19 protein-coding genes are annotated in these 18,214 nt (G+C 64.0%); 15 read left to right on the top strand and 4 right to left on the bottom strand.

Going from position 1 to position 18,214, the window contains the following annotated elements:
- Nucleotides 1–16: 16 nt before the first annotated feature.
- Complete coding sequence (locus ASD04_RS16750) at nt 17–904, bottom strand: LysR family transcriptional regulator (protein ID WP_056259518.1); 888 nt, start codon at nt 902–904, stop codon at nt 17–19.
- Nucleotides 905–1,060: 156 nt separating this feature from the next.
- Here ASD04_RS16750 and ASD04_RS16755 point away from each other — a divergent pair, with 156 nt between their 5' ends.
- A complete protein-coding gene (locus ASD04_RS16755) occupies nt 1,061–1,318 on the top strand; it encodes a hypothetical protein (RefSeq protein ID WP_056259521.1) in 258 nt (85 codons plus the stop codon).
- A gap of 168 nt (nt 1,319–1,486) precedes the next feature.
- On the opposite strand, the gene ASD04_RS16760 is transcribed toward ASD04_RS16755, so the two are convergent.
- A complete protein-coding gene (locus tag ASD04_RS16760; protein WP_056259523.1) occupies nt 1,487–1,741 on the bottom strand; it encodes a PilZ domain-containing protein in 255 nt (84 codons plus the stop codon).
- Nucleotides 1,742–1,758: 17 nt separating this feature from the next.
- The gene (locus tag ASD04_RS16765; RefSeq protein ID WP_082531325.1) at nt 1,759–2,238 is read right to left on the bottom strand and encodes an invasion associated locus B family protein; all 480 of its coding nucleotides are present in this window, start codon (nt 2,236–2,238) and stop codon (nt 1,759–1,761) included.
- 358 nt (nt 2,239–2,596) lie between these two features.
- Here ASD04_RS16765 and coxB point away from each other — a divergent pair, with 358 nt between their 5' ends.
- The 12 genes from coxB (at nt 2,597) to ASD04_RS16825 (ending at nt 16,056) form a co-directional block, all read left to right on the top strand.
- A complete protein-coding gene (gene coxB / locus ASD04_RS16770) occupies nt 2,597–3,520 on the top strand; it encodes a cytochrome c oxidase subunit II (protein WP_244488349.1) in 924 nt (307 codons plus the stop codon).
- Between the two features lie 25 nt (nt 3,521–3,545).
- A complete protein-coding gene (gene ctaD / locus ASD04_RS16775) occupies nt 3,546–5,240 on the top strand; it encodes a cytochrome c oxidase subunit I (RefSeq protein WP_056259527.1) in 1,695 nt (564 codons plus the stop codon).
- Nucleotides 5,241–5,330: 90 nt separating this feature from the next.
- Nucleotides 5,331–6,230 (top strand): heme o synthase, encoded by a 900-nt coding sequence (locus ASD04_RS16780; protein ID WP_156461317.1) that lies wholly within the window; start codon nt 5,331–5,333, stop codon nt 6,228–6,230.
- Entirely contained in the window at nt 6,227–6,409 is a 183-nt protein-coding gene (locus ASD04_RS16785; RefSeq protein WP_056259530.1) for a hypothetical protein, read from the top strand. The genes ASD04_RS16780 and ASD04_RS16785 overlap by 4 nt, the downstream gene beginning before the upstream one ends.
- Entirely contained in the window at nt 6,409–6,975 is a 567-nt protein-coding gene (locus ASD04_RS16790; protein WP_056259532.1) for a cytochrome c oxidase assembly protein, read from the top strand. The genes ASD04_RS16785 and ASD04_RS16790 overlap by 1 nt, the downstream gene beginning before the upstream one ends.
- A gap of 2 nt (nt 6,976–6,977) precedes the next feature.
- On the top strand, nt 6,978–7,811 hold the full coding sequence (locus ASD04_RS16795) for a cytochrome c oxidase subunit 3 (RefSeq protein ID WP_056259535.1): 834 nt from the start codon (nt 6,978–6,980) through the stop codon (nt 7,809–7,811).
- A gap of 66 nt (nt 7,812–7,877) precedes the next feature.
- A complete protein-coding gene (locus ASD04_RS16800; RefSeq protein ID WP_244488350.1) occupies nt 7,878–8,231 on the top strand; it encodes a DUF983 domain-containing protein in 354 nt (117 codons plus the stop codon).
- The gene (locus tag ASD04_RS16805) at nt 8,228–8,986 is read left to right on the top strand and encodes an SURF1 family protein (RefSeq protein WP_056259537.1); all 759 of its coding nucleotides are present in this window, start codon (nt 8,228–8,230) and stop codon (nt 8,984–8,986) included. The genes ASD04_RS16800 and ASD04_RS16805 overlap by 4 nt, the downstream gene beginning before the upstream one ends.
- Nucleotides 8,987–9,055: 69 nt before the next feature.
- A complete protein-coding gene (gene thrC / locus ASD04_RS16810) occupies nt 9,056–10,447 on the top strand; it encodes a threonine synthase (protein WP_056259539.1) in 1,392 nt (463 codons plus the stop codon).
- An 87-nt stretch (nt 10,448–10,534) separates the two neighbouring features.
- Nucleotides 10,535–11,764: a pitrilysin family protein gene (locus tag ASD04_RS16815; RefSeq protein ID WP_056259541.1), complete on the top strand. Its 1,230-nt coding sequence runs from the start codon at nt 10,535–10,537 to the stop codon at nt 11,762–11,764.
- Nucleotides 11,765–11,776: 12 nt separating this feature from the next.
- The gene (locus ASD04_RS16820) at nt 11,777–12,385 is read left to right on the top strand and encodes a GNAT family protein (RefSeq protein WP_056259543.1); all 609 of its coding nucleotides are present in this window, start codon (nt 11,777–11,779) and stop codon (nt 12,383–12,385) included.
- Nucleotides 12,386–13,176: 791 nt separating this feature from the next.
- Nucleotides 13,177–16,056: an EAL domain-containing protein gene (locus ASD04_RS16825; protein ID WP_056259546.1), complete on the top strand. Its 2,880-nt coding sequence runs from the start codon at nt 13,177–13,179 to the stop codon at nt 16,054–16,056.
- 9 nt (nt 16,057–16,065) lie between these two features.
- Here ASD04_RS16825 and ASD04_RS16830 read toward each other — a convergent pair whose 3' ends face one another.
- Complete coding sequence (locus tag ASD04_RS16830; RefSeq protein ID WP_056259548.1) at nt 16,066–16,641, bottom strand: YqgE/AlgH family protein; 576 nt, start codon at nt 16,639–16,641, stop codon at nt 16,066–16,068.
- A gap of 125 nt (nt 16,642–16,766) precedes the next feature.
- Between ASD04_RS16830 and ASD04_RS16835 the strand changes: the two genes are divergently transcribed.
- Complete coding sequence (locus tag ASD04_RS16835) at nt 16,767–17,579, top strand: protein-disulfide reductase DsbD domain-containing protein (RefSeq protein WP_162245154.1); 813 nt, start codon at nt 16,767–16,769, stop codon at nt 17,577–17,579.
- Between the two features lie 122 nt (nt 17,580–17,701).
- Entirely contained in the window at nt 17,702–18,196 is a 495-nt protein-coding gene (locus ASD04_RS16840) for a redoxin family protein (protein ID WP_056259552.1), read from the top strand.
- Nucleotides 18,197–18,214 lie beyond the last annotated feature (18 nt).

Below are 18,214 nucleotides of genomic sequence, written 5' to 3' on the forward strand. Positions count from 1 at the left end.
CGAGTCTCGTCCGTCACTACTCCGCCGCTTCCGCTGTCCGCGGCGCCGGCAGGTTGCCCATCGACTGCACGATGTGGTTCGCCAGCGCATCATAGATGCCGCCATAGGCATGGCTGGCGCGCTTCAGCGCGATCTGGGCGTCACCGAGCCGGGGCAGGCCCACCTCGTCATTGACCACCCGCATGCCCGGCTGCAGCGCGCTTTCGGGCAGGAAGCCGATGGCCAGGTCCGACAGCACGGCGCTGGAAATGGCGGTGGCGTTGGACGAGGTATAGGCCACCCGATAATCCTTGCCGCTGCGCTCCAGCGCTTCCATCGCGTCCTTGCGCCAGATGCAGTATTGCGGCCCGCAGGCGATGGCGATCGGATCGCTGGCCAGCGCCCGGCCGCCATGGCTGGCCACCCAGAACATCTTTTCGGTGCGGAACAGTTCGCCGTAATTCTGCTCGGTGCCCTGGGTGAAGACGATGAGGTCATAGCGCCCCGCCCGCATGCCTTCGAGCAGGTGCTCGGAGGCCATGCAGGCCACATCGACCGCGATCTTGGGATGGGTGCGCTGGAAGCTGGACAGGATCACCGGCAACAGCCGCACCGCATAATCGTCCGGCACGCCGAAGCGGATCGAACCGGCCAGGTCGCCATCGGAGAAATGGTCGAGAATCTCGGCATTGGTGCGCAGCATCTTGCGGGCGCGGGAATAAAGCGCCTCGCCATGCAGGGTGAGTGTCACGCTGCGCCCGTCGCGGGTCAGCAGCGTCTGGCCCAGGCGTTCTTCGAGTCGCTTGATCTGCATCGACACGGCCGATTGGGTCTTGTTCACCCGGCGCGCCGCCTCGGTGAAACTGCCGCAATCGGCAATGGCGCAGAAGCTCTGGAGCTGGTCGAGATCGAGGGGAGCGGTCATGACGACAATCCATCACCCAAATTGATAGAGTGGATGAAATCTATTTGTTAGACGAATGGATGTCCAGAGCGCAATGTCACCAGCATCGACGCAATTGACCCTGCGGCGAACCCCGCCGACCTCCCTTCGGCACAACCACATGTCTGGAGACTTACCATGGCTCTCTCGCTTCCCGGCGAGCGGTCACTTGCGGCCGCCACGCCTGCCAATCCATTTGCCGCATTCGCGCGCTGGATCGCCAAGGCACAAGCCGCTCGTACCCGTCGGGTAGCGCTGTCGGCCCTGTTGGAACTCGATCATAGCAGGTTGAGCGATCTGGGCATTTCGCGCGACGACGTGGTCGCCGCCCTGGCGTGCAACACCCATGCCGGCCCGATGCTCAACGCCGCCCGCGCCCGCAACGCCCGCGTCTGATCGACGTTCCGATTTCGAGTTTGCGCCGGCATGCCTCCGCCGCCGCTTCCCTGTTGGTACGATCAATCCTTGCGAGCGCTCGTGCCATCTCCCGGGCCGGTTTTGCCGCCGGTCCCGTTTCCTGATGACTTGCCGGACGGTGCCCTGCGCACTTGTCCGGCTTTTTTGTCAGGGCTGGCCGATGAACTGCACGCCGATCTCGAACTCGGTCTTCCACATGGCCGTGCAGGCGAACTTGCGCCCGTCATCCATGAGCAGGTCGAACGTGTCGGGTATCCCCACAATGCCGGCGACCTTCAGCCGCGCGCCGGTCTCGGACAAGTTCCGCACCATGCACTGAAAGGTGGAGAAGCCGTCATTGATGACGATGCGGCCACCCTTGAGCACCCGCTGGCGGGGGGCTGCGCGATGTTCCTCGGTCATGAATGTCCCTCCGTGGATCAGGGGAGCTGGGCGAACCCATCCTTGAAGCCATTGAGCGACACCGGAATGCCGATGCCCTCCTCGGGCGTCTTGAACACCACGAAAATGGCATTGCTCCCGTTTGACAGCGTTTCGATCAGGCTGTCATCCAGCACCACCTCGGCCACGCAGCCATTGGGCAGGCAGCGCACGAAGGCGACCCGCCCCATATCCTTGCCATCGACATTGAGGCCGAGCCCGTTGGGCAGCAGCACGCCGAGCGGCGCCAATACGCGCAGCAGCCGCGCTTCGCGATCGGCCGTGCGCAGCACGATCACCGACAGGCCCACATTGGGCTGATCCTCGGCCATCACATTCTGGATGATGGCGCATTGCTCGAAGCTGGCGCCCGGCGGCGTATCGCAGCTCATCTGCCAATCGCCATACTGGGCGCGGACCACGCCCTGCCCGAAGCTGATGCCGGCCGTCGCCGCAACCACGGCCAGAGCAAGGCCCATGCCGGCCAGACAGTGCTTCACAATCCGCTTCACTCTACAATTCTCCCGACGAATCGCGTGCCAACGCGAGGCTTTGTCTGTTTCCGACAGGCAGGGGGCCAAGTCAACCAAGGCCCGGATTTGCTGGGGATATGGCAGCCAAACTGCGGCGACGGTGAGGCACAGGGTAGGCCAGTGCCGCGCAATATGACGCAGTTGTGGCCCCGCTTGCCGCAATGGACTTGGCGTTTCCGATGTGATTTAGGTCAGGGCAGAGTTTTTCGCTCCGAGGTTGAGTCGGGGCGGCGTTTGCTATGCCGCTGTTTTCGCCCCTCAATCCCGGTGTGGACACACCAATTGAAGTCGACAGGGGGTTTAGGTGACCGGGCAGTTCTTGAAAAAGATGGGGGCTCTTTCGGCGGCCGCGATGGCGCTGATGCCAGCTCTGGCCGCCGCGCAGGAAGAAACCGGCTACACTGCCGGTCATCCGCTCCCTGGCCAGTTCCACCTGCAGCGCTCCGTGACCCCGATCATGGATTCCATCACCGCCTTCCACGATGGCATCCTGATGTGGACCATCAGCCTGATCGTGCTGTTCGTGCTGGCGCTGCTGCTGTGGATCGCCTTCCGCTTCAATGCCAAGCGGAACCCTGTGCCGGCCGGCTTTACCCACAATACACTGGTCGAGATCGTCTGGACGGTCCTGCCCGTCGTCATCCTGATCGTCATCGCCATCCCGTCCTTCGGTGTTCTGAGCGACCAGCTCACCACGCCCGATGGGGAGCGCAAATATCTCGGCTCGAACATCTTCTCGTTTGGCGAAGTCGAGGTTCCTGCGCCCGAACTCACCATCAAGGCCACCGGCCAGCAGTGGTATTGGGATTATGAATATGTCGACCAGGGTGTTGCACTCACCTCGCTGATTCTCGACGAGGAAGATCGCACCGCGACCAAGCCGGGCCAGCCGCGCCTGCTGGCCGTCGACAACGAACTCGTCGTTCCGGTCGATACCACCGTGCGCGTGCAGGTCACTGCCGATCCGCTCGGCGTTATCCACGCCTTCGCCGTCCCGTCCTTCGGCATCAAGATCGATGCCGTGCCGGGTCGTCTCAATGAAACCTGGTTCAACGCCCGCGAGACCGGCATCTATTACGGTCAGTGCTCGGAGCTTTGCGGCCGCGATCACGCCTTCATGCCGATCGCCGTGCGCGTGGTCACCAAGGAAGAATTTGCAGCCTTCATGGCGGCGTTTGAAGGTGGCGACTATGCCGCCGCCAGCGCTACGCTTGCGGCAGTGCAGTAAGAACACGGGTCAGGGGAAACAATAAATGGCCGATACCGCTCACCTCGAAGCCCACGCAACCGGACACGACGCGTCCTCGCATCATGAGCCCACCGGCTGGCGCCGCTGGGTCTATTCGACCAACCACAAGGACATCGGTGTGATGTACCTTGTCTTCGCGATCTTCGCGGGGGTCATCGGCGGCCTGCTTTCCGGCGTCATGCGCATGGAACTGCAGGAGCCCGGCATCCAGATTTTCCACGGCCTGGCCGCCATGGTCTACGGCATCGAAGGCGGTGAAGCCCTCGACGCCGGCAAGCACATGTATAACGTGTTCACCACCGCGCATGCGCTGATCATGATTTTCTTCGTGGTCATGCCGGCCACCATGGGCGGTTTCGCCAACTATTTCGCACCGCTGATGATCGGCGCGCCCGATACCGCCTTCCCGCGTATCAACAACATTGCCTTCTGGCTGTTGCCGCCCGCCTTCATCCTGCTGATGCTGAGCCTGTTCTTTGAGGGCACCGGCCCGACCGCGCTCGGTTTTGGCGGTGGCTGGACCATCTACCCGCCGCTGTCCTCGACGGTCGGCCACCCTGGCCCTGCCATGGATTTTGCCATCCTGTCGCTGCACGTGGCCGGTATCAGCTCGATCCTGGGCGCCATCAACCTCATCACCACCATCTTCAACATGCGCGCTCCGGGCATGACGCTGCACAAGATGCCGCTGTTTGCCTGGTCCGTGCTGGTGACTGCTTTCCTGCTTGTGCTGGCGCTGCCGGTGCTGGCTGGCGGCATCACCATGCTGCTGACCGACCGCAACTTCGACACGGCCTTCTTCAAGCCGGCCGAAGGCGGCGATCCGGTGCTGTTCCAGCATCTGTTCTGGTTCTTCGGCCACCCCGAAGTGTACATCATGATCCTGCCGGGCTTCGGCATCGTCAGCCACATCGTGTCGACCTTCAGCCGCAAGCCGATCTTCGGCTACATGGCCATGGCCTATGCCATGGTCGCCATCGGCTTCGTCGGCTTCGTCGTGTGGGCCCACCACATGTACACGACCGGCCTCAGCCTCGACGTGCAGCGCTACTTCGTGGCGGCCACCATGGTCATCGCCGTGCCGACGGGCGTGAAGATCTTCTCGTGGATCGCCACGATGTGGGGCGGCTCGATCACCTTCAAGTCGCCCATGCTCTGGGCCATCGGCTTCATCTTCCTGTTCACCGTCGGCGGCGTGACCGGCGTGGTGCTGGCCAATGCCGGCGCCGACCGTGCCCTGCACGACACCTATTACGTGGTTGCCCACTTCCACTACGTGCTGTCGCTGGGCGCCGTGTTCTCGATCTTCGCGGCCTGGTACTACTGGTACCCCAAGATGTTCGGCTACATGTACAACGAGTTCCTGGCTCAGCTGCATTTCTGGGTCATGTTCGTCGGCGTGAACCTGATCTTCTTCCCGCAGCATTTCCTCGGCCTTGCCGGCATGCCGCGCCGCTATATCGACTATCCGGATGCGTTCGGCTTCTTCAACCGCATCTCCTCGATCGGCTACTACATCACCTTCGCCGCCATGCTGATCTTCTTCTATGCGACCTGGGAAGCCTCCCGTAAGAAACGTCCGGCGGGCGACAACCCGTGGGGTGAAGGCGCGACGACGCTGGAATGGACCCTGTCCAGCCCGCCGCCGTTCCACCAGTTCACCACGCTGCCCAAGATCGACTCGACCAACGCACACTAAGACCCATTCGGGCCGCGTTCGCGCGGCCCGCCTCCACCAACCAAGGCAAAGCCAGTGGCTCTGATCGACGACAGCAGGAACCTGCCCGGCATGGCCGGCGAAGCACGCGTGGAGGATTACCTCGCGCTGCTGAAGCCGTCGGTCATGCAACTGGTCGTGTTCACCGCCATTGTCGGCCTGATCGTTGCGCCGGGCGGCATCAATCCCTTCATCGGCATCATTGCCGTGGCCTGCATCGCCATCGGCGCCGGCGCGTCCGGTGCGCTGAACATGTGGTATGATGCCGATATCGACGCCATCATGAGCCGCACGCAGAACCGCCCCATTCCGGCGGGTCGCATAAGCAAGGAAGAGGCGCTGGTCTTCGGCCTTGTGCTGTCGGTCTTCTCGGTGGCCCTTTTGGGCCTGGCGACCAACTGGGTCGCGGCCGCATTGCTGGCCTTCACCATCTTCTTCTACGCCGTCATCTATACGATGTGGCTCAAGCGCTCGACGCCGCAGAATATCGTTATCGGCGGCGCCGCAGGCGCCTTCCCCCCGGTTGTCGGCTGGGCTGCGGTGACCGGCACGATCTCCTTCGAAAGCGTTGTGCTGTTCCTCATCATCTTCCTGTGGACCCCGCCGCATTTCTGGGCCCTGGCGCTCTACAAGCAGTCCGACTATGGCGCTGCCGGCGTGCCGATGATGCCCAATGTGGTCGGTGAAGCCTCCACCAAGCTGCAGATTTTCGTCTACACGCTGGTCCTGGCGGCCGCTGCCATGCTGCCGACCTGGTTCGGCTTTGCCGGCGGTGTCTATACCACCGTGGCTGTCATCACCGGGGCCTCGTTCGTCCTGCTGGCCTGGCGCCTGCTGCGGACCCGCGAAGACGTGGCCATGCGCAAGTCGGCCCGCACGCTGTTCAATTACTCGCTGAGCTATCTGTTCATCGTGTTCTTCGCCTTCATGACCGACAATCTTTTGACCCGCTTCGGGGGCTTTTCCCTATGAGCGCTCCAGACGAAATCCGCAGCGTCGAGATCGAGCCGCCCGAGGTTGCCGCCAGGCGCGCCAGGCTGCGCCGCCGCCGCTCCATTGCGCTCGGCATCGCGCTGGCGCTGTTCGCGCTCACCTTCTATGCGCTGACCATCGTCAAGATGGGTCCGGCCCTGTTCGACCGGGCGCTCTGATGGCTGAACTGCATCATCCCGGCATCGACCCCGCAATGGCGCGCCGCAACAAGCGCGTGGCGATGGTCGGCATGTTCGTCGCCGTCGGCATGGTCGGCGTGGCCTATGCGTCGGTGCCGCTCTACCAGCTCTTCTGCCAGGTCACCGGCTTTGGCGGCACACCGCAGACTGCCGCCGATAGCCCCAAGGGTGCCATCGCCCGCCAGATGACAGTGCGCTTCGACTCCAACGTCGCCAACGACCTGGCCTGGACCGTGCACCCCGCCGCCTCGATCACCGACCACATCGGCAAGGTCGATACTGTCAACTATGTGGCCACCAACTATTCGGACAAGCCGATAACCGGCATGGCCGTGTTCAACGTCTCGCCCGAGCGGGCAGGCGTCTACTTCAACAAGATCGAATGCTTCTGCTTCACCGAGCAGACGCTGCAGCCCGGCGAGACCGTGGACATGCCGATCGTGTTCTTCGTCGATCCCGAGCTTGACGACAACCAAGAGCTCGACACCATCAAAGAGATCACGCTCTCTTACACTTTCTACGCTTCAGACAACGAGGGAAGCTGACCATGGCCGCAATAGCCAAGAACCACGACTATCACATGGTCGAACCCAGCCCATGGCCGTTTGTCATGTCGGCCGCAGTGCTGGTGATGGCCATCGGCGCCATCTCCTGGATGCACGAATGGACTCCGTGGATTTTCTTCGTCGGCCTCGCCGGGGTGCTCTACACCATGTATGCGTGGTGGAGCGACGTCATCAAGGAAGCCAACCAGGGCGACCACACCCCGGTCGTGCAGATGCACCACCGCTACGGCATGATGCTGTTCATCGCCTCCGAAGTGATGGTGTTCTTCGGCTTCTTCTGGGCCTATTTCGACGGCTTCTTCCGCCTCGATGACGTCGAGCAATATGCGCGCGTCGCTGCCACGTCCGGCATGTGGCCGCCGACGGGCGTCGAACTGTTCGATCCGTTCCACCTGCCGCTGTTCAACACGCTGCTGCTGCTGACCTCGGGCACGACGGTCACCTGGGCGCACCATGCGCTGCTCGAAGGCGACCGCGAAGGCCTCAAGTGGGGCCTGGTGCTGACCGTGCTGCTCGGTGCGCTGTTTACCGGCGTGCAGGCGCTGGAATATAGCGAAGCCGGCTTTGCCTTCAGCCACAACATGTATGGCGCCACCTTCTTCATGGCCACCGGCCTGCACGGCTTCCACGTGCTGATCGGCACCATCTTCCTGCTGGTCTGCCTGATCCGTGCGCTGCGGGGCGATTTCACCCCCGAGCGTCACCTCGGCTTCGAATTCGCCGCCTGGTACTGGCACTTCGTGGACGTGGTCTGGCTGTTCCTGTTTGCCTCGATCTATGTCTGGGGCAGCTGGGGCGTGGCGATCCACCACTAGGTCCGCCCGGACGCGATTTACGGGGGCGCAGCCGCAAGCTGCGCCCCGCTTTGTTTGGAGAGCCGCTTGTCCCAGCCGTCGCCCATCCTCACCGGCCTCATGTGCCGCTGCCCGCGTTGCGGCAAGGGCAGGCTGTTCGCCGGCTATCTCAAGGTGGCGCCGACCTGCGCGGCCTGCGGGCTCGACCTCAAGTTTGCCGATAGCGGTGACGGCCCGGCCATCTTCGTGATCTTCCTCGTGGCGCCCATCGTCATCATCCTGGCGCTCATCGTGGGCGCTCTGTTCAATCCGCCGCCCTATATCCACCTGATCCTGTGGATCCCGGCGACGCTGATCCTGTCGCTGCTGCTGCTGCCGCCTTTCAAGGGCGTGCTGGTATCGCTGCAATATCGGCATGACGCGCATGAGGGACATCAATGAGCCAGGAGCGCCGCCACAATCCGGTCATGACCTGGACCTTCGTGGTGCTGATGCTGGCGCTCGCCGCCACCTGCGTCTGGCTCGGCACCTGGCAGATGCACCGGCTGGCCGAGAAGGAAGCGCTGATATCGGCCGTGGACGCCCGGCTGGGCGCCGCCCCGGTGCCGGTGCCTCCCGCCGCGGACTGGGCCGCGCTCGATCTCGATGCGCTCAATTTCCAGCCGGTCTCGCTGACCGGCAGCTTCCGCTACAACCAGACCGTGACGGTCTTCACCAGCCTGGCCAATGCGCGCGGCCCGGCCTCCGGCCCCGGCTACTGGGTGGTCACCCCCTTCGTGCTGGCCGATGGCGGCACGGTCTTCGTCAATCGCGGTTTCGTTCCCCAGGATTTCCAGGAAGCCGCCGTCACCGACGGGGAGGGCAACGAAAGCCAGGTCACCATCACCGGCCTGCTGCGCCCCGGCGAAGCCGCCGGCTTCATGACGCCGGAACCCAACATGTCCGACCGGATCGATTGGGTACGCGATCCCGTCCGGCTTGCCGCCATGGTCGATCCGGCGCTGGCGCCCATCGCGCCCTTCTACATCGACCTGCCGGCCGGTCCCGCCGGGCAATTGCCGCAGGGCGGCGAGACCGTGGTCGAGTTCCCCAACAACCACCTGGGCTACGCCTATACCTGGTACGGCTTTGCCATCGTCGCCATCGTCATGCTCGGCTTCTGGTACGCCCGCCAGCGCGCCGCCGGCAAGGGTTGAGCCAGCAAACTTGCGGCTCGGCCCCTCTTTGACTAGGTTGCAGCAATTCTAAAAGGGCTCTTCCCCCGAATGCAGTTTGTCTCAACGCGCGGCCAGGCGCCCGTGCTCGGTTTCTCTGACGCGGTTCTCGCTGGCCTGGCTTCCGATGGTGGGCTCTATGTGCCGCAGAGCTGGCCCCAGTTCAGCCCCGCCGAGATCGCTGCTTTCGCCGGCAAGCCCTATGCCGATGTCGCCTATGCCATCATCAGCCGCTTCACCGGCGACGAGATCGCGCCGGGCAAGCTCAAGGCCATCCTCGAGGAAGCCTATGCCGCCTTCCGCCACCCCTCGGTGGCGCCGCTGCTCGAACTCGAGCCCAACCATTTCGTGCTGGAACTGTTCCATGGGCCCACTCTGGCCTTCAAGGACGTGGCCATGCAGTTCCTGAGCCGGGTGATGGATCATATCCTGGCCGAACGCGGGCTCCGGGCGACCATTGTCGGCGCCACCTCGGGCGATACCGGCTCGGCCGCCATCGAGGCCTTCCGCGGACGCGACACCACCGACATCTTCATCCTGCACCCCCAGGGCCGCACCTCGCCGGTGCAGCGCCTGCAGATGACCACGGTGCTCGACGCCAATGTCCACAATATCGCGCTCGAAGGCACGTTCGACGACTGCCAGAACATCGTCAAGGCGCTGTTCAACAATCACAAGTTCCGCGACCGCGTGCGCCTCTCGGGCGTCAACTCCATCAATTGGGGCCGCATCGTCGCGCAGATCGTCTATTACTTCACCGCGGCCGTTTCCCTCGGCAGCCCGCACCGCAAGGTCAGCTTCACCGTGCCGACAGGCAATTTCGGCGACATCTTCGCCGGCTATTGTGCCAAGGCCATGGGCCTGCCGATCGATCGCCTGATCATCGCCACCAATGCCAACGACATCCTGCGCCGCACCATGGATAGCGGCCGCTACGAGATGGATGGCGTCGCCCCCACCATCAGCCCGTCGATGGATATCCAGATTTCATCCAATTTCGAGCGCCTGCTGTTCGAAGCCGCCGGCCGCGATGCCGGTGCCGTGGTCCGCATGATGGATGGCCTCAAGCAATCGGGTGGCTTCGCCCTGCCGGACAATGCGCTGGCTGCCATCCGCCGCGATTTTGCCGCCGGCACGACCGGCGAGGCCGAGACGAAAGCGACCATTGCCGCGACCCTCAAGGCCTCCGCCTACCTGCTCGATCCCCATACCGCCGTGGGCGCCCATGTGGCCCGCGCCCATCTCGGCGCCACGCCGATGGTGACGCTCGCCACCGCCCATCCCGCCAAATTCCCGGCCGCCGTCAAGGACGCCTCCGGCATCGAGCCGGCTTTGCCGGCCTGGCTGGCCGATCTTCATTCCCGCCAGGAGCGCCTCAGCGTCCTTGCCAATGACCAGACTGCGGTCGAAGACTTCATCTCGGCGCGTACGCGCGCTGCCTGACGAAACGGGGGCCAGGCGGTCGCTCGACCGCCAGGCCTCGTGGAGGAGCCTCGCGTGAGCGTACAATCGACGACCCTTGATAACGGCATGGTGGTGCTGACCGACGACATGCCGCATCTCGAAAGTGCTTCCCTCGGCGTCTGGGTCAAGGCTGGGGCGCGCAGCGAGCGCAAGGCCGAGCATGGCATCTCGCACCTGCTCGAACACATGGCCTTCAAGGGCACCACGTCGCGCACGGCCCTGCAGATTGCCGAGGCCATCGAGAATGTGGGGGGCGATCTCAACGCCGCCACCTCCATCGAGCATACCGGCTATTTCGCCCGCGTGCTCAAGGACGACGTGGTTCTCGCCGCCGATATTCTCGCCGATATCCTGCAAAATTCCCTGTTCGAAGATGACGAACTCACTCGCGAGAAACAGGTGATCGTCCAGGAGATCGGCGCGGCGCGAGACAATCCCGACGACCACGTCTTCGACCTGTTCCAGCAAGCCGCCTTTCCCACCCAGCCGATCGGCCGCACCATTCTGGGCACGGTGGATTCGGTGCGCGAATTCAATCCTGACACCATCCGCAAATATATGGGCCGCAACTATGTGGGCGATCACATGGTGATGGCCGCCGCCGGCAATGTGGACCATGACCAGCTGGTCGATGTGGCGCGCGAGCGCTTCGCCACCCTCAAGCCCAATGGGGCGCCCGCGCCGCAGCGTGCCGAATATCATGGCGGCGAGGAGCGGCTGATCTCCGAGCACGAGCAGGCCCATATCGTCGTCGGCTTCGAGGGGCGCGCCTATAATGCGGACGGTTTCTATGCCGCCCAGGTGCTGGCCTCCATCCTGGGTGGCGGCATGAGTTCGCGTCTGTTCCAGGAGGTGCGCGAGAAACGCGGCCTCTGCTACTCGGTCTATTCCTTCCACTGGGCCTTTGCCGATAGCGGCGTGTTCGGGGTTGCCGCTGCCACCGGCGAGGACGAGGTCGCCGAGCTGGTTCCCGTCGTGCTCGACGAACTCAAGCGCGCCACCGAGAATATCACCGAAGACGAGGTGATCCGCGTGCGCAACCAGATCAGGGCAGGGCTCCTGATGTCGCTGGAAAGCCCCTCGGCCCGCGCCGGCCAACTGGCGCGCCAGCAGATTCTGTGGGGCCGCCCCATTCCCATGCAGGAAACGGTGGACCGCATCAACGCCATTACCGCCCGGCGGGTGCAGGATGTTGCCGAGCAGATATTCATGCAGGGCACGCCCACCCTGGCGGGCATCGGGCCCATCGGCAATCTCGCCGATATCGGCACGATTGGCGATCACCTCAAGCGCTGAGTCCGACACGCCATGCTGTGGCCCTGGTCATCCCCCGCTCCCCTGATTACCCTGCGCGGGCCGCGCGTCCTGCTGCGCCTGCCGCAAATGGGCGACTATGAGGCGTGGTACGCGCTGCGCCGGGCCAGTCGCGATTTTCTCAAGCCGTTCGAGCCACGCTGGACCGAGGCCGACCTGGGCCGCCGCGTCTTTGCCACCCGGGTCAAGCGCGCCCGCGAGGAAGCGGAGGAGGGGAGCGACTATTCCTTCTTCATCTTCCTGGTTGCCGGCAGGCAGGAGACATTGGTGGGTGGCATCACCCTGTCCAATATTCGCCGGCGTGCGGCGCAGTTCGTCAATCTCGGCTACTGGATGGGCCAGCAATTTGCCGGCCAGGGCCTGATGAGCGAGGCCGTCGGCGTCAGCCTGCCCTTCGTCTTCGATACGCTGGACCTGCATCGCATCCACGCCGCCTTCCTCCCCGGTAACACCGCCTCCCGGCGCGTTCTCGAAAAGAACGGCTTTGCCGAGGAAGGCTTTGCCGAAAACTACCTGCAGATCAACGGCCGCTGGGAACACCATGTCCTGTTCGGCCTGACCCGGGAACGCTACGAAATGGCCCGCTATCTGCGCCGGGTATAGACTGCGTGACCGCGAGTAGGCACCATCCCACCCTTGAGCCGGGACCCATCCCGAGATCACGCCACGACCGCAAGTAGGTCGGGCCACCCCCACCCTTGGACGCATGAGTCCGGTTACCCTCTCCCCTTGAGGGAGAGGGTGGAAATCCGCGTTCAGCGGATTTCCGGGGGAGGGGTGCTGCGCTCTGCCATGCTTGCATGTCGGCGGAGGGCTCGATACCCTCATCCGCCCGGAGCCTGTCCTCGTGCGCGAAGCGACACGGGGAGGCACCTTCTCCCTCAAGGGGAGAAGGGAAAGAGCCCAAGCTCCACGCGCCCAATGTGAACACTCCCCCTGATAGGTGAGAAGGAATGAGGGTGGGGGTTGGGGTAAGTCACAAGCCCCAACTTATCCATTTTATCCCCGTCTCCAAAAGCTGGTGCATACTGTGCTCATCCCCGCCAATCACGCGGCCCCGACGCAGGGCCGGGCGGGGAGGCTGGAGACGGGGGCGCCCGTTTGGCCGGGCTCCAGATCCGTGATGGGCGGCCCTTGGTCCGTTCTATGTCGACAGTTCTTGGTCCAAAGGCCGCCCATCACCCGTGAAAACCGCGTTACAGGCGGCGTTTCGGCATGTCTTGTGGTTATTCACTGTTGCCAATCGGCAACAGTCCGCCATGCTTGTCGCCCGCGCCAATCCCCGCTACCAAAGGGCGCTCCCGCCAAGAGGATGCCGTTCAGCGCCGGGTTGCCGCAACCTCTCGCCGGAACGCTGCCACAATGAAGCCTACCGCAGGATATAATCGCCCCTGATGCGTCACCTCTTTGCACTCGCGATGTGTCTTGCGTTCGCGCTGGCCGCCCACGCTCCCGCCGCCGCCTTCGAAGTCATTTCGGTTCCCGAAGACGTCAACGCGGTCAATCTCTCCCAGGTGATCGAGATTCAGCCCGGCACCGATGGCCGCGTGCAATTGTCCACCGCGCCGGGTGAAGACGGCATCATCCGCCGCATCGAGGTGCTGGCAAGCCAGCAGGGCACCAATCCCAATTTCGCGCTGTTTGCGCTGCGCAACGAGAGCGACCAGCAGATCGAACGCCTGCTCGTGGCGCCATTCTTCCGCCTGCCGGGTTCGGGAATTTTCCAGCCCGACCTGGGCGACGACCGGCTCAATGCCCTGACGCCAAGTGCCGGCATCCGCCCCGTGCGCCTTGCCGACAGCGAGGCCGATGTGTTCGAGGTGACGCTCGACCCCGGCGCCACCGTGACCTTCGTGGCCGAGCTCTCGGGCGAGCAATTGCCCGAGCTATACCTCTGGCAGCCCAATGGCTACCGCGACTATGTGAACTCCTTCACCCTGTTCCGTGGCGTGGTGCTGGGCGTGGCCTCGCTGGCGGCGGTGTTCCTCACTATCATGTTCGTGGTCAAGGGCCGCGGCATCTTTCCGGCCACCGCGGCTTTCGCCTGGGCGGTGCTCATCTATCTGCTGATCGACTTCGGCGTCCTCGGCCGCATCCTCGGCCTGCCTGCCGGCGGCATGCAACCCCTGCGCGCGGCGGCGGAGGCGGGCATAGCGACGACGCTTGCGGGGTTCCTGTTCATCTATCTCAACCTGCACCGCTGGCATCTGCGCTTCATCCACCTGGCGCTTGGCCTTGCGGCCCTGTTCCTGGCGCTCTTCGCCTTCGCCTTTTTCCAGCCGGCCATCGCCGCAACCATCGCCAGGCTGGTCCTGGCTTTGCTCGGCGTTTCCGGCTTCTTCCTCATCCTGCTGCTGGCTTTGCGCGGCTATGACCGCGCCGTGCTGCTGGTGCCCACCTGGATCATCCTGATTTCCTGGCTGTTCTACTCCTGGCTGGTGGTGACCGGGCAGGTGTCCAACGACGTGGCCCAACCCGCCGTGGGCGGCGGCCTCGTGCTGATCGTCATGCTGCTCGGCTTTACCGCCGTGCAGCACGCCTTCTCGGAAGGGCAGGTCTCCATCGGTACATTGTCCGAGGTGGAGCGGCGCGCTTTGGCGCTGACCGGCTCGGGCGACTTCGTTTTCGACTGGAATATCGAGCGCGACCGCGTTTCGGTCAGCGACGAACTCGCCACCCGCCTCGGCGAAAAGCGCGGCGCCCTGCGCGGCGCCATCAAGCGCTGGCTCGATCGCGTCCACCCCGATGACCGCGACCGTTTCCGCACCGCCTTCGATACGCTGGTCGAACTGCGCCGCGGCAAGGTCTCGGCCGATATGCGCGTGGCCGGCCACGATGGCAGCTATCGCAGCTTCCGCATGCGGGTAAAGCCGGTGCTGGGCGGCGATGGCCAGGTCAACCGCATCGTTGGCACATTGCAGGACGTTACCGAAGATCGCGCCGCCCGCGAGCGCCTGCTGCACGATGCCGTGCATGATAGCCTGACCGGCCTGCCCAACCGCCAGCTCTTCCTCGACCGGCTGGAGCGGGCTCTGGTCCGCGCCCGTACGCCGGGCGGCACCAAGCCGGCGGTGTTCCTCATCGATATCGACCGCTTCATGGAGCTGGAGGAGCGCATCGGTCATTCGGCCGCCGATTCGGTGCTGCTGGCCATTTCGCGCCGCATCGCCCGCATCATGCGTCCGCTCGATACCGTGGCCCGCGTCACCGGCGATCAGTTCGCGGTGATCCTTGCCTCCGAGCAGGCTGCCGGCAAGATTGCCGAGACGGCCGAGCAGATCCGCAAGGCGCTCAAGGCGCCGTTCAATTTCGGTGACCGGGACCTCACCCTCTCGGCCTCCATCGGCGTCACCATCTATGACAGCAACCCGGCAACCGCCGCCGATGTGCTGCGCGATGCCGAACTCGCCATGTATTACGCCAAGCGCCTGGGTGGCGACCGCATCGAAGCCTACCGCGCCTCCGCCCGGTCTATCGCCGCCTACAACCGCGCCAGCGAGGAAGACCTCGAGCGCGGCATGAAGCAGGGCGAGTTGCATGTGCAGTTCCAGCCAGTCACCGATATCCAGACCGGCCAGATTGCCGGCGCCGAAGCCCTGATGCGCTGGATTCACCCCACCCGCGGCGTGGTCAATCCGGACGAATTCGTGCCTCTGGCCGAACGGTCGGGCCAGATCGAAAAGCTCGGACGCCTGGCTTTCGAACAGTCCGCTGCCCAGGCCAAGGACTGGATGACGGCCTTCGGCCTGCCCGAGGAATTCTTCATTTCGGTGAACCTGTCGCCGACACAACTGGCGACCGAAACCCTGCTCAACGACATGCGCAGCCTCGTCAGCCAGGACAAGGAATTGGCCAGCCACCTCAAGCTGGAGATCACCGAGAGCCAGGTGATGACCAATCCGGAACACTCCGCCTATATGCTGCAGGCCCTGCGCAATCTGGGCCTGGGGCTGGCGCTCGACGACTTCGGCACCGGCCATTCGTCGCTGAGTTATCTGCACCGTTTCCCGTTCGACACGATCAAGATTCCCGCGGCCTTCGTGAAGATGGGAGGCACTACCGGCATCGCCCACACGCAGGGGCCGATCATCAAGGCCGTCGTCGCCTTGGCCACCGATCTCGACCTGATGGTGATCGCCGAGGGCGTCGAGACGCTGGACGAGATCGAGCGGCTGCGCCAGCTCAACTGCCGCTACGCCCAGGGCTTCGCCTTCGGTGCGGCCATGACCGGCGCGGAATTCGGCAAGAAGCTGGCAGCCCAGCTCGGAAAATGAGGCGGGGTGTCAGGCATGTCCCGCATCGGGGCTCAGCGTCGCCCGTGTGATCCGCAGGCTGGCCAGCGCCGCTTCGTAGCGGTCTTCCACCGGCGTTTCGAACAGCAGCTTCTGGCTGAAGGGCGCCGTGAGCCAGCCATTGTCGCCGATTTCGCCCTCGAGCTGGCCGGCACTCCAACCGCAACAGCCCAGTGCAAACAGCGACGAGCGCGGAGCCGGACCGAAGGCCATGGCCTTGAGGATGTCCAGCGTCGCGGTAAGGCAGATACCCTCGGTCACCGGATAGCTGTTGCCGCTGCTGTAATCCGACGAATGCAGCACGAAGCCGCGCCCCTTTTCCACCGGCCCGCCGCGCATCACGGTGCGCTGGCGGATGGAATCGGGCAGGCGGATGACGGCATCGGGGTCACCCAGGTCGAGTTCGTCGAGAATGTCGGCAAGGCGCAGATTGGCCAGTTCGTGATTGACCACGATGCCCATCGCCCCCTCGCTGCCATGGCCGACGAGCAGGATGACGCTTTCCGCGAAGCGCTCGTCGCTCATATCAGGCATGGCGACGAGAAATTGTCCTTCGAGCGAGTGCATGGGCCAATAGTAGGCATGGTCGATGCCCCTGCCAAGTTACGATGGTCTTGTGGGTGGGGGCATCACGAAGGCATGATGGGCCGTCGGCTATTTCTAAACGCGATCCTGCGCTAATGCCTTTCTCCATGCGCCCGATTTATCTCGCCCTCAGCCTCGCTCTGCTTGCCGGCCCCGCTCAGGCGGGCGAAACCGCCTGGCAGGAAGTCGCGCCGGGCGTGACCCTGCGGCTGATCAGCAGCGGGCAGATCAAGCCCGATGGCACGACGCTGATCGGGCTCGAGATCGCCATGCCCGAGACCAACAAGACCTATTGGCGCGTCCCCGGCGAGACGGGCCTGCCGACCGAACTGGACTTTTCCGGTTCGAGCGGCGTGCGCGACCATGAGATTCTCTGGCCCTATCCGACGCGGCATGAGACTGCGGACTATCTCGACTATGTCTATTTCGGCCCTACCATCCTGCCGGTCAGGCTGAATGTGGAGCCGGATGCGCCGCAGATCGAACTCAGCGCCGTGCTGGGCGTATGCTCGGATATCTGCGTGCCGGCCCAGGCCCGCTTTTCCCTGCCGCTCGACGATGCCGCGCCGGACAAGCCCAACGGGCTGCGTATTCGCCAGGCACTGGCCACGACGCCGATGGACTGGCCGGGCGACCCACAACCTGTTGGCAATGTCGAGCTTTGGAGCGATGCCGGAATGCTGGCAGTCGAGCTTGCCGACGACGATCTCGACCCAGCCTCGCTGATTGCCGCGACCGACAGCGGCGAGCCGCTGTTCGGCACGCCGCAAAAAAGCCCGGAACCGAACCTAGTGCTCATTCCCATCCTGGGCAAAGCCGATGAAATGGACTTGGAAAACCAGCCCGTTCGGCTCACATTCCTGACAGGCGAGGGAGCTTTCGAGGTCAAGCGCATCATCAAGGTGCCGGCAACCGACTGAACCGTGCAGGGAGGAAAGGGGCAATAGGCCTTGTCGGCGGCGCTAAAGCCGCTTATCCCGATTGCACTTGAGACGAGGACTGGCTGCCGCCTGGTGGCCGCAGGCATGGGGCATATCTATTCATGATCGATCGCGGCAGTCCGGTTCCGTCCGTGCGGGTAAAACTTGTAAGCGCCGATGGCGCAACGGACACGACCAGCGACGCCGTACTCGGTAGCGGTCTTGTGGTGTTCTTTGCCGTACCCGGCGCCTTTACCCCGACCTGCCACGTCAATCATCTGCCTGGTTTCATCGCCAATGAGCCCAAGTTGCGGGCTGCGGGGGTCGATCATATCGTCTGCGCATCGGTCAATGATCATCATGTGATGAAGGCCTGGGCCGAAGCTTCCGGTGCATTGGGCAAGATCGACTTCATCGCCGACGGCAATGCCGAGCTTGCCGAAGCGCTCGGCCTTACCAAGGATTTTTCGGGTTCCGGCATGGGCAAGCGCTTCGTGCGCTCCGCCATGCTGATCCGCAATGGTGTCGTCGATGCCGTTTTCGTCGAAGATGCGCCGGGCGTGAGTGCCAGCGGTGCTCCCGCCATCCTCATGGCGCTCGAAGTCGCCAATAGCTAGTGTAGCGTCAGGAGATCG

Source organism: Devosia sp. Root436 (assembly GCF_001426345.1).
In the GTDB taxonomy this organism is placed as follows: Bacteria; Pseudomonadota; Alphaproteobacteria; order Rhizobiales; family Devosiaceae; genus Devosia.

Coding starts and splice junctions, on each gene's coding strand:
- ctaD (WP_056259527.1), top strand. CDS start 3,546: ATGGCCGATACCGCTCACCTCGAAGCCCACGCAACCGGACACGACGCG.
- ASD04_RS16750 (WP_056259518.1), bottom strand. CDS start 904: ATGACCGCTCCCCTCGATCTCGACCAGCTCCAGAGCTTCTGCGCCATT.
- ASD04_RS16825 (WP_056259546.1), top strand. CDS start 13,177: ATGCGTCACCTCTTTGCACTCGCGATGTGTCTTGCGTTCGCGCTGGCC.
- thrC (WP_056259539.1), top strand. CDS start 9,056: ATGCAGTTTGTCTCAACGCGCGGCCAGGCGCCCGTGCTCGGTTTCTCT.
- ASD04_RS16820 (WP_056259543.1), top strand. CDS start 11,777: ATGCTGTGGCCCTGGTCATCCCCCGCTCCCCTGATTACCCTGCGCGGG.
- ASD04_RS16755 (WP_056259521.1), top strand. CDS start 1,061: ATGGCTCTCTCGCTTCCCGGCGAGCGGTCACTTGCGGCCGCCACGCCT.
- ASD04_RS16835 (WP_162245154.1), top strand. CDS start 16,767: ATGCGCCCGATTTATCTCGCCCTCAGCCTCGCTCTGCTTGCCGGCCCC.
- ASD04_RS16805 (WP_056259537.1), top strand. CDS start 8,228: ATGAGCCAGGAGCGCCGCCACAATCCGGTCATGACCTGGACCTTCGTG.
- ASD04_RS16795 (WP_056259535.1), top strand. CDS start 6,978: ATGGCCGCAATAGCCAAGAACCACGACTATCACATGGTCGAACCCAGC.
- ASD04_RS16830 (WP_056259548.1), bottom strand. CDS start 16,641: ATGCACTCGCTCGAAGGACAATTTCTCGTCGCCATGCCTGATATGAGC.
- ASD04_RS16760 (WP_056259523.1), bottom strand. CDS start 1,741: ATGACCGAGGAACATCGCGCAGCCCCCCGCCAGCGGGTGCTCAAGGGT.
- ASD04_RS16765 (WP_082531325.1), bottom strand. CDS start 2,238: ATGGGCCTTGCTCTGGCCGTGGTTGCGGCGACGGCCGGCATCAGCTTC.
- ASD04_RS16815 (WP_056259541.1), top strand. CDS start 10,535: ATGGTGGTGCTGACCGACGACATGCCGCATCTCGAAAGTGCTTCCCTC.
- ASD04_RS16790 (WP_056259532.1), top strand. CDS start 6,409: ATGGCTGAACTGCATCATCCCGGCATCGACCCCGCAATGGCGCGCCGC.
- ASD04_RS16840 (WP_056259552.1), top strand. CDS start 17,702: ATGATCGATCGCGGCAGTCCGGTTCCGTCCGTGCGGGTAAAACTTGTA.
- ASD04_RS16780 (WP_156461317.1), top strand. CDS start 5,331: ATGGCCGGCGAAGCACGCGTGGAGGATTACCTCGCGCTGCTGAAGCCG.
- ASD04_RS16785 (WP_056259530.1), top strand. CDS start 6,227: ATGAGCGCTCCAGACGAAATCCGCAGCGTCGAGATCGAGCCGCCCGAG.